Raw genomic sequence first — 11,488 nt, 5'->3', positions numbered from 1 at the left:
GCGGCCGTTCGACGATGGTGATCCACCGGGGCTAGGGTCGGGTACATGGAATTCCGACACCTGGGCCGTTCAGGCCTGCTGGTCAGTGAAATCTCGTACGGCAACTGGATCACCCACGGTTCACAGGTCGAGGAGGACGCGGCGAACGCCTGCGTCCGGGCCGCCCTCGACGCGGGGATCACCACCTTCGACACCGCCGACGTGTACGCCGGCACCCGGGCCGAGGACGTGCTCGGCCGGGCGTTGCAGAACGAGCGTCGCGAGGGTCTGGAGATCTTCACCAAGGTCTACTGGCCGACCGGGCCGGGCCGCAACGACCGGGGCCTGTCCCGCAAGCACATCATGGAGTCGATCAACGGCTCGCTGCGCCGGCTGCGCACCGACTACGTCGACCTCTACCAGGCCCACCGGTACGACTACAGCACCCCGCTGGAAGAGACGATGGAGGCGTTCGCCGACGTCGTGCACTCCGGCAAGGCGCACTACATCGGCGTCTCCGAGTGGACCGCCGAGCAGCTGCGCGCCGCCCACCCGCTCGCCCGTGAGCTGCACATCCCGCTGGTCTCCAACCAGCCTCAGTATTCGATGCTGTGGCGGGTCATCGAGACCGAGGTCGTGCCGGCCAGCGAGGAGCTGGGCATCGGCCAGATCGTCTGGTCGCCGATGGCCCAGGGCGTGCTCTCCGGCAAGTACCTGCCGGGGCAGCCGCCGCCGGCCGGTTCCCGGGCCACCGACGAGAAGTCGGGTGCGAACTTCATCTCCCGGTTCATGAACGACGACGTGCTCACCCGGGTCCAGCAGCTCAAGCCCCTCGCGGAGCAGGCCGGGCTCAGCATGGCCCAGCTCGCCGTGGCGTGGGTCCTGCAGAACCCGAACGTCTCGTCGGCGATCATCGGCGCGTCCCGCCCCGAGCAGGTGCACGACAACGTCAAGGCGGCCGGGGTGAAGCTCGACGCCGGGCTACTCAAGGCCATCGACGAGATCGTCGAGCCGGTCACCGAACGGGACCCGGCGAAGACCGAGTCCCCCGCACAGCGTCCCTGACGCCGCTGCGGTCCGGCCGGCGCGAGAGGTTCGCGCCGGCCGGACCGGGTCAGCCCTGCCAGAAGCGGATCAGGTCGAGGCCGGTGGCGTAGAGCCAGGACGGCAGGCCCAGGGCGTCGCCGATCGCGAAGACCGCGTCGAAGAACCAGCCGCCGATGCGCGGGTTCCACAGCAGCGCGAAGAGCAGCAGGAAACCGTACGGGGCGAACAGGTCGTACATCTTGCGCCACTGCGGGTTGAGCCACGGCTGGATCATGTTGCCGCCGTCCAGGCCCGGCACCGGCAGCAGGTTGAGCACGCTCGCGGTGAGTTGCAGGAAGGCGAGCAGGGCCACGCCGGCCCAGAACTCCACCGGGCCGCCCGCCGACTCGGTGCCGATCCGCAGCACCGCCACCAACACCAGCGCGAACACCACGTTTGTCGCCGGGCCGGCGAGGCTGACCAGGGTGTGCCGCAGTCGACCCGGGATGGAGTGCCGGTCCACCCAGACGGCGCCGCCGGGCAGACCGATGCCGCCGAGCAGCAGCACCACCACCGGCAGCACGATCGACAGCAGCGGGTGGGTGTACTTCAACGGGTTGAGCGTCAGGTAGCCCCGGTGGGCGATGTCCCGGTCGCCGGCCCGGTAGGCGACCACCGCGTGGGCGTACTCGTGCAGGCACAGCGAGACCAGCCAGCCGGACACCACGAACAGGAACACGTTGAATCGGGCGTTGCCGTACTCGTTCCAGGCCAGCACCCCGCTGACCGCGAAGAGGGCGACCAGGCCGAGGAAGACCGGGCTGGGCCGGAACGCCGCCTTGGGCACGCCGAGCACCAGCCCGTCGGCGCCCGGCCGGTCGTAGGCCATCACTCGGCCGTGGGCAGCAGGCTCATCCGGTAGTCCACCCGGTCGTCCTCCACGAGTGCGACCGAGGTGACGCCGGACGCCGCGAGCTCCCGCCAGGTCTGACCGATCCAGGATTCGGCGTCGGCCTGGCTGCTGAACGACTCCGCCGGTCCCTCGACCGTCTGGCCGTCCGTGCCCTCGTACCGCCAGCTCCACGCCATGCCGCGTCTCCCCTCGCCGCTGATGTCCCCGTGGGACGAACCCTCGCAAGCGTAGTCGGCCCAGCGCGTGACGGCCGCTCGCTCGCCCCGGGCCAGATCATCCCGGCAGCGGCGTGGAACCACCGCGACCCTCCGCGATCTTGCGTTTCTGCCGCGACATAGGAGGCATTCCACGCATCACGGCGACAGAAACTGCAAGATCGGCGCGGCTGGAGGCGGGACGGGAGTCGGGGCGGGTTTTCGATCTTCGCTAGGGCTGGGGCGACGTGCCCGGACTCGGACGAGGCGAACTAAGGTACGGGCATGTCCGTAGACGGGTGGAACACGGTCCTGGTGCTCGGCGGTATCCGATCTGGCAAGTCCGAGTTCGCCGAGTCCCTGGTCACCGACGCGCCGGTGGTCCGTTACGTCGCCACCGCGCCCGAGGGCGACCCGGAGGACACCGAGTGGGCGACCCGGCTGGCGGCGCACCGCGCCCGACGGCCGGGCAGTTGGACCACCGAGGAGACCACCGAGGACCCGCGCCGGCTGGCTGACGTGCTCGCCTCCGCCGAGCCCAACGAGACGCTGCTCGTCGACGACCTGGGCGGCTGGGTGACGGTGCTGCTCGACCCGGATTACCAGCCTGCCGACGACGTGGCGACGATCGCCGAGCTGGCCGAGGCGATCCGCACCTGCTCGGCCCGGGTGGTGCTGGTGAGCCCGGAGGTGGGGCTGTCGCTGGTGCCGACCACCCCGCTGGGTCGGGCGTTCACCGACGCGTTGGGCGCGGCCAACCGCGCGGTCGCCGACGCCTGCGACGCGGTGGTGCTCGTGGTCGCCGGCCAGCCGGTCTGGCTGAAGCCGGCCGCCAGCGCGACCGCCCCTGCGGCCCCCGCCAGCGCGACGGCCCCCGCGGCCCCCGCCAGCGCGAGCGTCCCGGCCACCCTCGGGAGCACCGCCGTCCCGGCCACCACCGACAGCACCGCCGTCCCGGCCGCTGCGGACAGCGCGACCGCACCGGCCATCCCGGGCAGCCTGGCCGACGCCGAACCCACCCCCGAGGTGCAGCTGCCCGACGTGCTGACGCACAAACCGCCGGTCGTGCCGAACCAGGAGCCCGGCAACCCCTGGGCGGCCCCGACCATGGCGCTGCCGATGGTGGCCACCGGGCTGGTCATCCAGCCGGGCATGGAGCTGCCGATGCCCGACGAGTACGCGGGCCCGCAGGCGGTGGACCGACTGGCCACGCTGGACGTACCGGGCGCCGGGCTGGGCGTGCTGGACCGGGTGGTCGGTTTCGCCGCCGCCACCCAGGGCACCGTCACCCCCCAGGCCTGGGGTTCGGTGCGGGTGTTGCTGCTGCACGGCGACCACGCCGGCGGGGCGTCGGCCGGCACCGTCGCCGGTGAGTCGGCGCGGCGGGCCGCGCAGGCTCGCGCCGGACGGGGCGCGTTGGCGCGACTCGCCGCCGAGAGTGGGGCCAGCCTTCAGGTGGTGGACACTCCCGCCGCCGCCCCGATGGAGGACCAGCCGGCGCTCTCGCTCGACCAGGTGGAATCCGCGCTGCGCTACGGCTGGCGGCTCGCCGAGCAGGCCGCCGACGCGGGCGTACAGCTGCTGGTGCTGGGGGCGTGCGGAGCCGGCACCGAGGCGGCGGCCGCGGCGGTGCTCGCGGCGACCGCGGGCGCGGAGCCGCCCGCCGTGCTGGGCCGGGTCATCACCGGCTCCGGCGAGATCGACGACGCGGCGTGGATGGTCCGCTGCGCGGCGGTCCGCGACGCGCTGCACCGCACCCGCCGCTCGTCGCGTGGGGCCAAGGACATCCTGGCCGAGCTGGGCGGCGGCGACGTGGCCGTGGCCAGCGGTGTGCTGCTCGGCGCCACCGCCCGCCGGGTCCCGGTGCTGCTCGACGGGCCGGTCGGGCTGGCCGCCGGCATGGTCAGCCGCGATCTGGCCGGACAGGCGCGGCACTGGTGCCTGCTCGCCGACCACGGCGGTCACCCGGCGGTGCGGCTCGCCGCCGACGTGCTCGGCCTCACTCCCCTGCTCGACCTGCGGATGGATCTCGGCGAGGGCGCGAACGCCCTTGTCGCGCTCCCGCTGCTGCGCTCGGTGCTCGCCCTGGCCGCCGCCCTGCCGGTCCACCCGTCGCTCGGCAGCGACGACGACCCGGACGCCGACGCGCCGGACCACCTCGACGAGACCCTCGACGAGTCCGACTTCGCCGAGCCGGAGCCGGCCGGTCCAGGCCCGGCCAGCACCGGGGTGGACGAGCAGCCGGCGTCGGGTTGGCGTGCCGGCTGAGTCGCGGCTCCTCGCGGGAACCCGGCTGGCGCTCACCACGTTCAGCACGCTGCCGGTGCGGGCCGGGCGGATCGACCGCCCGGTCGCCGGCACCGCGATGGCACTCGCCCCGGCCGTCGGCGCGCTGCTCGGCGCCCTGCTGGCCGGTGTGCTGCTGCTGACCGGCGCGCTCGCTCCACCGCTGGTGGCCGCGGGTGTGACGGTCGGCGTGGCCGCGCTGCTCACCCGCGGGCTGCACCTGGACGGGCTGGCCGACGCCGTGGACGCGCTCGGCTCGTACCGGCGGGGGGCGGCCGCACTGGAGATCATGAAGAAGCCGGACGTCGGCCCGTTCGGGGTCGTCGCCCTTGTGGTCGTACTCCTGGTGCAGGCTGCCGTGCTGGCCGACCTGGTGGGACGGTCCGGGCCGGCGTGTCTCGCGGCCGTGGTCGCGGCGACCGCCGCCGGGCGGTTCGGCGTCACGCTGGCGTGCCGGCGGGGAGTGCCGGCGGCCCGGCCGGACGGGCTCGGCGCGCTGGTGGCGGGCACGGTCGGCCCGATGGCACTGGCGGTCGGCGCGGTCGCCGTCGTGCTGCTGGCGGTGCCCGCGGTGCCGGGCCGCCCGTGGCAGGGGCCGCTGGCCGTCGCCGCCGCACTCGCCGTCGCGCTCGCGCTGCTGACCCACGTGGTACGCCGGCTCGGCGGGATCACCGGCGACGTGCTCGGCGCGACCGTCGAGGTGGTCACCACGCTGGTCTACCTGGGTCTGGTGCTGTCCGCCTGAACCGGGCGCGGCGGGCCGGGTAGCGTTCGGCTCGACAGCACCGGCACGGCCACCGGGGGACCCAGCATGCTCATCACGGACGACTTCCTGCCCGTACCGGTGCCGGAGTCGCTCAGCGCGACCTACCTGGTGCCGATGGCGGGGCTGCCGAAGGTCAGCGCGAAGACCGCGGTGGCGGCGCTGAGCGGCCGGCTGGCCGAGCCGGTGCACGGGCTGGCCCGGCAGATGCTGGACAGCCCGCTGATGAGCGTCGACACCCGGCCGATCGCCGATTTCCCCGAGCTGCCGCCGGACCTGCTCACCGCGTTCGGCGCCACCGAGGAGCAGTTGGCCCGGCTGGCCGCGGCGACCCACCTGGTGGTCGTGCAGGCCGAGTACCGGCCCGGTTGGCCGCCCGCGCACGAGTGGGCGGCCCGCGCGGTCGCGGCCGCGGTGGCGGAATCCGTCGACAGCGACGTGGTGGACGTCTTCGGTCTGCAGTTCCTCGACCCGGCGACCGCGCTGCGCTCCCTCCCCGACGAGCAGGGCCGCATCCGACTCGTCGACTGGGTGCTGGTGCCCTACTCCTCGGACAGCGAAGGGCTGTGGTTCACCACCAAGGGACTGCGCCGCTTCGGGCTGCTGGAGTTGCAGACCCAGGGGGTGCCCGACCACCTCACCCGCGCCTGGGGTGCGGTGATGACCGGGGCGGCCCGTCGGTTGCTGCGGGACTGGACCGACGGGCTCACCGGCGAGGAGGTCCCGGCGTTCGTGCAGCTGCCGGTGCTGGCCACCGTCACCGGGCACGACATCGCGGTGGCGTACGGCAATCCGGAGCAGCACGGCGCGACGGCCCCGGTGCTGCTGCGCCTGGAGCTGGACCCGGCGACCGACCCGGAGGCCGACTCGTTCCTGAGCCTGCGCCCGCCGGCCGGGCACCCGGGTCCGGACGGGCGCTACTTCGCCGCCGCCTGCGCCACCCTGTTCTCCGGGATCCAGCCGGACGTGCGCTACGCCCGCTCCGGTGACGCGATGAGCCGGGCGGTCGCCACCGCGCGGGCGGCGCTGGGCGAGGCGCGGGCCCGGTTCGTGGCCGGTCAGCTGCCCGCCGAGTCGCAGTTGGTGGTCAAGTACGGCCTGCCCGGCGACGACGGTCCGGAGTACGTCTGGGCGGGCGTCACCTCGTGGGAGACCCCGGAACGGATCGTCGGCGTGAGCGCCAGCGATGCCAGCACGGACCCCAGCGTGCGGATCGGCGCCCCGGTCGTGGTGGAGGCCACCGACGTTGTCGACTGGGCCATCCTGGATGCGACAGGCGTCATCGAGGGCGGCTGGACCCAGGCAGTCCTGGACTCCGGCGAACCCCCAACCCCCGCCCCCTAACCCCCCACCCTAGTTGATCAAGAGGTTTGCGTCAGAATCTCGTCCGAAGATGACGCAAACCTCTTGATCACCAAGGCAAGGCAAGGCAAGGCAGGTTACTTGACTGAGGGGGTTACGAAGGGGGGTTTTGTCAGCTTCAGGGGGGCTCGGCGACCTCGGATGTCGATCTCGACCTCGTCGCCTTCGGACAGGTTCGCGTCCGTGTCCAGCAGGGCCAGCGCGATGCCCTGCTTGCGGGTCGGCGAGAAGGTGCCGCTGGTCACCTCGCCCACCTGCTTGTCGCCCACGTGCAGGGTCATCCCCGGGCGCGGAATGGCCCGGTCGACGGCGACCAGGCCGCGCAGCGTACGCCGGGGGCCGGTGGCCTTCTCGGCGAGCAGCGCGTCGCGGCCCCAGAAGGCCGGCTTGTCCCAACCGACGGCCCAGCCCGAGCGGGCCTGCACCGGGGTGATGTCCAGCGAGAGGTCCTGCCCGTGCAGCGGGTACCCCATCTCGGTACGCAACGTGTCCCGGGCGGCCAGCCCGCAGGCCCGCAACTCGAACGCCTCGCCTGCGGCGAACAGCGCATCCCACACGGTCACCGCGTACTCCGCCGGCACCACCAGCTCGTACCCCAGCTCGCCGGTGTAGCCGGTGCGGCAGACGGTCAGCTCCACCCCGGCCAGGCTCGCCGCGGAGAAGCTCATGTAGCCGTGTTCGGTGGGCAGGTCGAGGGCGGCCAGCAGCTCGGCCGAGCGGGGACCCTGCACGGCCAGCACGGCGTACCCCTCGTGCTCGTCGGTGACGGTGACCTGCGCGGGCGCGGCGGCGCGCAACCGGCGCACCACCTCGGCGGTGTTCGCCGCGTTGGGGATGAGGAAGACGTGGTCGTCGGCGTACAGGTAGGCGATGATGTCGTCGACGACGCCGCCGGTGGCGTCGTCGCAGCAGAGCGTGTACTGCGCCCGGCCGGGACCGATCCGGCCCAGGTCGTTGCTGAGGCAGGAGTTGACGAAGTCGGCCGCGCCGGGGCCGCTCACCCGGGCCTTGCCGAGGTGCGACACGTCGAAGACCCCGACCCCGGTACGCACCGCGGTGTGCTCCTTGAGCACCCCGCCGCCGGCGTACTCCAGCGGCATCTCCCAGCCCCCGAAGGGGGCGAACTTGGCGCCGGCGGCGATGTGCCGCTCGTGCAGCGGGGAACGGCGCAGCCGGGTCGCGGCGGCGTCGAAGGTCACGTCGGTCATGGGTGGCAACTTACCGGGGGCAACGTCGCTGGTTAGCATCGGCGGGAGCCCGCTGGCGCTGTCGGCGGGACAGCCATGACGTTCGGCGGGTACGTTCCGCCGGAGACCTTCACCGCTGGTACGCGACGTCGCGACCGGCCCGGCCCGCCCGGAGTAGCTTCAGTGACATCACCCCGCACGACCAACCTGAGCCTGGTCGACACCGACCCGGCCGAGCTCGCCGTCGACGCGATCGTGATCGGCGTGCACAGCCAGACCGGAGAGCAGGGCGCCACCAGCGGCCTCGCCGGCACCCTGCTGCTCGCCAGCGGCGCGGAGAGCATCGCCGCCGCGTTCGACGGAAAGCTGACCGAGACGCTGGCGCTGCTCGGCGCGACCGGTGGGCCGGGTGAGGTCATCAAGCTGGCCACGCTGGGCACCGTGACCGCCCCACTGGTCGCCGCGGTGGGGCTCGGCCCGGAGCCGTCGGGTGCCGCCCCGGCCCCGGAGACGTTGCGCCGGGCCGCCGGTTCGGCGATCCGGGCCCTGGCGGGAGCGCCCAGGGTCGCGCTGGCGATGCCGCTGCCGGACGACACGGACGCGTCGGCTGAGCTGCGCGCGGTCGCCGAGGGCGCGCTGCTCGGTGGCTACCGGTTCGCCGGTTACAAGACCCGGCCGCAGCCGACCCGGCGCGAGCCGGTGACCGAGGTGCTCATCGCGGTGCCGGACGCGGGCGACGCGGGCGCGCAGGCGGAGGTCACCCGGGCACAGGTGGTGGCGGGTGCGGTCCGGCTCACCCGGGACTGGGTCAACACCGCCCCGAACGAGCTGCGTCCGCCGTCGTTCGCCGACGCGGTCGCCGGTGCCGCCCGGGACGCGGGCCTCGGCGTCGAGGTGCTGGACGAGGCGGAGCTGGCCGCCGGCGGCTACGGCGGCATCGTGGCGGTCGGTCAGGGCTCGGAGGCCCCGCCGCGGCTGGTGAAGCTCACCTACACGCCGCAGGACGGCGGCAACGGCAAGCGGGTCGCCCTGGTCGGCAAGGGGATCACCTTCGACACCGGCGGCATCTCGATCAAGCCGGCGCAGGGCATGTGGGAGATGAAGTCCGACATGGGCGGCGCGGCCGCGGTGGGCGCGGCCATGCTGGCGATCGCCGCGCTGAAGCCGGCGGTGGCGGTCAGCGCCTACCTGCCGATGGCGGAGAACATGCCCTCGGGCACCAGTTACCGGCCGGGTGACGTGATCACCATGTTCAACGGCAAGCGGGTCGAGGTGCTCAACACCGACGCCGAGGGTCGGATGGTCCTGGGCGACGCCATGGCCCGCGCCTGCGCGGACGGCACCGACTACCTGTTCGAGACCTCCACCCTGACCGGCGGCCAGGTGGTCGCGCTCGGCAAGCGGGTGGCGGGCGTGATGGGCACTCCGGAGCTGTGCGAGCGGGTCCAGGTGGCCGGCGACGCGGTCGGCGAGCCGGCCTGGCCGATGCCGCTGCCCGACGACGTGCGCAAGGGCATGGAGTCCGACGTGGCGGACATCTCGCAGGTCAACGCCGGGATGGACCGGGCCGGTCACATGTTGCAGGGCGGGGTGTTCCTGCGCGAGTTCGTGGCCGACGACGTGGCCTGGGCGCACATCGACATCGCCGGACCGAGCTACCACTCCGGTGAGGCGACCGGCTACTGGACCAAGGGCGGCACCGGCGTCCCGGTCCGCACGCTGGTGCAGCTCGTCGAGGACGTCGCCGCCAACGGCTGATGATCCGCCGACCCGGGGCGTCCTCCTCCCGGAGGGCGCCCCGGTCGCGTTCAGGACAACTCAGGGCGGCGGGTACGCCGCTCGTTACCGCTCGGGGCGGCGTTTACGCCGCTCGTTGAAGTCGCGCATCCGCTGCGGGTAGCCCATCAGCCGGACGTCGTACACCGGGATGCCCATCCGGTACGCGAAGCGCCGCGCGCCGTCCGGGCCGTCGATGCGGCGCCGGGTCCACTCCCCGTCGTCGGCGATCAGGATGACCGTGGTCTCGGTCACCGTCGTCCGCGGCTCGATGAACGCCTCGACGCCGCGCCGACTCCGGATGAAGTTCTCCAAATGGTCCAGGTCGCCGCGACTCGCCGCACGGTCATGGCTCGGCACAGCCGCCTTTTTGCGGCGCCGGAACAAGCCCAACGGATCTCTCCCCCACCGTGCGTCATCGACAACGGTGCCAAGGGTACGTGTCGATGACGTGTCGTTGGGCACCTCGGTACGCACCCTGTGCCCGGTGGTGACAAGATGACCGAGGTGGGGTGTGTCTGTGTTACACCCCCGTGACCCCCCATTGCAGCGACGCGACCTGGGAGTTGGACGTGAGCGAGCCGAACGAAGCGACCTTCGACATTGTCATTCTCGGAGCTGGCAGCGGCGGCTACGCGACCGCGCTGCGCGCCGTCCAGCTGGGCCTGAAGGTCGCGCTGGTCGAGAAGGGCAAGCTCGGAGGCACCTGCCTGCACAACGGCTGCATCCCGACCAAGGCGTTGCTGCACGCGGCCGAGATCGCCGACCAGGCCCGCGAGTCGGAGCAGTTCGGCGTGAAGGCCGAGCTGATCGGCATCGACATGGCCGGGGTCAACTCGTACAAGGACGGCGTGATCGCCCGGCTCTACAAGGGCCTGCAGGGCATGTTGAAGAGCAACAAGGCGATCACCATCATCGAGGGCCACGGCAAGCTGGTCGGCAAGAACGTGGTCGAGGTGGACGGCAAGCGCTACACCGGCCGCAACATCGTCCTGGCCTCCGGCTCGTACGCGAAGAGCCTGCCCGGCCTGGAGGTCGACGGCGAGCGGATCGTCACCAGCGACCACGCCCTCACGATGGACCGGGTGCCGTCGTCGGTGATCGTGCTCGGCGGCGGCGTGATCGGCGTCGAGTTCGCCAGCGTGTGGAAGTCCTTCGGCGTGGACGTGACGATCGTCGAGGCGCTGCCCCGGCTGGTCGCCGCCGAGGACGAGGAGTCGTCGAAGGCGCTGGAGCGGGCGTTCCGCAAGCGGAAGATCAACTTCAAGGTCGGCAAGCCGTTCGAGAAGGTCGAGAAGACCGAGAACGGCGTCAAGCTGACCATCCAGGGTGGCGAGACCGTCGAGGCCGAGCTGCTGCTGGTCGCGGTCGGTCGCGGCCCGAACACCGCCAACCTCGGGTACGAGGAGCAGGGCGTCAAGATGGACCGCGGCTACGTGCTGACCGACGAGCGGCTGCGCACGAGCGTGCCGAACGTCTACGCGGTCGGCGACATCGTGCCCGGCCTCCAGCTCGCGCACCGCGGCTTCCAGCAGGGCATCTTCGTCGCCGAGGAGATCGCCGGGCAGACCCCCGCCGTGATCGACGAGGTCGGTATCCCGCGGGTCACCTACTGCGACCCGGAGCTGGCGTCGGTGGGCCTCACCGAGGCGAAGGCCAAGGAGCAGTACGGCGCCGACAAGGTCAAGACGTACAACTACAACCTCGGTGGCAACGGCAAGAGCCAGATCCTCAAGACCACCGGATTCGTGAAGCTGGTCCGGGTCGAGGACGGCCCGGTGGTCGGCGTGCACATGATCGGCGCGCGGGTCGGTGAGCTGATCGGTGAGGCGCAGCTCATCTACAACTGGGAGGCCTACCCGGCGGAGGTCGCCCAGCTCGTGCACGCCCACCCGACCCAGAACGAGGCCCTGGGCGAGGCGCACCTGGCCCTCGCCGGCAAGCCGCTGCACGCGCACGCCTGATCACCCACAACCGCGGCGTCCGGCGACGGGCGAAGATC

10 protein-coding genes are annotated in these 11,488 nt (G+C 72.6%); 6 read left to right on the top strand and 4 right to left on the bottom strand.

The genetic code is table 11. The features are described 5' to 3' along the window. Window positions 1–45: 45 nt before the first annotated feature. Complete coding sequence (locus AB0O48_RS21130; protein ID WP_357245091.1) at window positions 46–1,044, top strand: aldo/keto reductase family protein; 999 nt, start codon at window positions 46–48, stop codon at window positions 1,042–1,044. A gap of 49 nt (window positions 1,045–1,093) precedes the next feature. On the opposite strand, the gene AB0O48_RS21125 is transcribed toward AB0O48_RS21130, so the two are convergent. Together AB0O48_RS21125 and AB0O48_RS21120 are read right to left on the bottom strand one after the other, a co-directional pair. Then, window positions 1,094–1,894, bottom strand: a complete 801-nt coding sequence (locus AB0O48_RS21125) for a site-2 protease family protein (RefSeq protein ID WP_357245089.1) — start codon at window positions 1,892–1,894, stop codon at window positions 1,094–1,096. Then, complete coding sequence (locus tag AB0O48_RS21120; protein ID WP_357010793.1) at window positions 1,894–2,094, bottom strand: hypothetical protein; 201 nt, start codon at window positions 2,092–2,094, stop codon at window positions 1,894–1,896. Before AB0O48_RS21120 ends, AB0O48_RS21125 begins: the two co-directional genes overlap by 1 nt. 303 nt (window positions 2,095–2,397) lie before the next feature. On the opposite strand from AB0O48_RS21120, the gene AB0O48_RS21115 reads away from it, so the two are divergent. From AB0O48_RS21115 to AB0O48_RS21105, 3 genes are all read left to right on the top strand, one after another. Continuing rightward, window positions 2,398–4,380 carry a bifunctional adenosylcobinamide kinase/adenosylcobinamide-phosphate guanylyltransferase gene (locus AB0O48_RS21115; RefSeq protein ID WP_365067764.1) on the top strand — a complete coding sequence of 661 codons (1,983 nt, stop codon included), beginning with the start codon at window positions 2,398–2,400 and terminating at the stop codon, window positions 4,378–4,380. Next, window positions 4,370–5,143 carry an adenosylcobinamide-GDP ribazoletransferase gene (locus AB0O48_RS21110; RefSeq protein ID WP_365067761.1) on the top strand — a complete coding sequence of 258 codons (774 nt, stop codon included), beginning with the start codon at window positions 4,370–4,372 and terminating at the stop codon, window positions 5,141–5,143. Before AB0O48_RS21115 ends, AB0O48_RS21110 begins: the two co-directional genes overlap by 11 nt. A 66-nt stretch (window positions 5,144–5,209) precedes the next feature. After that, a complete protein-coding gene (locus AB0O48_RS21105; protein ID WP_357245081.1) occupies window positions 5,210–6,505 on the top strand; it encodes a DUF2314 domain-containing protein in 1,296 nt (431 codons plus the stop codon). Window positions 6,506–6,600: 95 nt separating this feature from the next. Here AB0O48_RS21105 and gcvT read toward each other — a convergent pair whose 3' ends face one another. Beyond that, window positions 6,601–7,731, bottom strand: coding sequence for a glycine cleavage system aminomethyltransferase GcvT (gene gcvT, locus AB0O48_RS21100; protein WP_365067758.1), 1,131 nt, complete (start codon window positions 7,729–7,731; stop codon window positions 6,601–6,603). A gap of 162 nt (window positions 7,732–7,893) precedes the next feature. Here gcvT and AB0O48_RS21095 point away from each other — a divergent pair, with 162 nt between their 5' ends. Further along, window positions 7,894–9,468 carry a leucyl aminopeptidase gene (locus tag AB0O48_RS21095; RefSeq protein ID WP_365067755.1) on the top strand — a complete coding sequence of 525 codons (1,575 nt, stop codon included), beginning with the start codon at window positions 7,894–7,896 and terminating at the stop codon, window positions 9,466–9,468. 84 nt (window positions 9,469–9,552) lie between these two features. Here AB0O48_RS21095 and AB0O48_RS21090 read toward each other — a convergent pair whose 3' ends face one another. Then, window positions 9,553–9,879: a hypothetical protein gene (locus AB0O48_RS21090; protein ID WP_357245075.1), complete on the bottom strand. Its 327-nt coding sequence runs from the start codon at window positions 9,877–9,879 to the stop codon at window positions 9,553–9,555. 140 nt (window positions 9,880–10,019) lie between these two features. Between AB0O48_RS21090 and lpdA the strand changes: the two genes are divergently transcribed. After that, a complete protein-coding gene (lpdA, locus tag AB0O48_RS21085; protein ID WP_357571446.1) occupies window positions 10,020–11,450 on the top strand; it encodes a dihydrolipoyl dehydrogenase in 1,431 nt (476 codons plus the stop codon). Window positions 11,451–11,488 lie beyond the last annotated feature (38 nt).

Source organism: Micromonospora sp. NPDC085948 (genome assembly GCF_040686315.1).
Taxonomy (GTDB): Bacteria; Actinomycetota; Actinomycetes; order Mycobacteriales; family Micromonosporaceae; genus Micromonospora.
Note: the sequence above shows the minus strand (reverse complement) of the source record. Positions and strands in the feature narration are given on the sequence as shown.

What these genes read in the sequence shown, in the direction of transcription:
- AB0O48_RS21130 (WP_357245091.1), top strand. Translation starts at nt 46, where the DNA reads ATGGAATTCCGACACCTGGGCCGTTCAGGCCTGCTGGTCAGTGAAATC.
- AB0O48_RS21125 (WP_357245089.1), bottom strand. Translation starts at nt 1,894, where the DNA reads ATGGCCTACGACCGGCCGGGCGCCGACGGGCTGGTGCTCGGCGTGCCC.
- AB0O48_RS21120 (WP_357010793.1), bottom strand. Translation starts at nt 2,094, where the DNA reads ATGGCGTGGAGCTGGCGGTACGAGGGCACGGACGGCCAGACGGTCGAG.
- AB0O48_RS21115 (WP_365067764.1), top strand. Translation starts at nt 2,398, where the DNA reads ATGTCCGTAGACGGGTGGAACACGGTCCTGGTGCTCGGCGGTATCCGA.
- AB0O48_RS21105 (WP_357245081.1), top strand. Translation starts at nt 5,210, where the DNA reads ATGCTCATCACGGACGACTTCCTGCCCGTACCGGTGCCGGAGTCGCTC.
- gcvT (WP_365067758.1), bottom strand. Translation starts at nt 7,731, where the DNA reads ATGACCGACGTGACCTTCGACGCCGCCGCGACCCGGCTGCGCCGTTCC.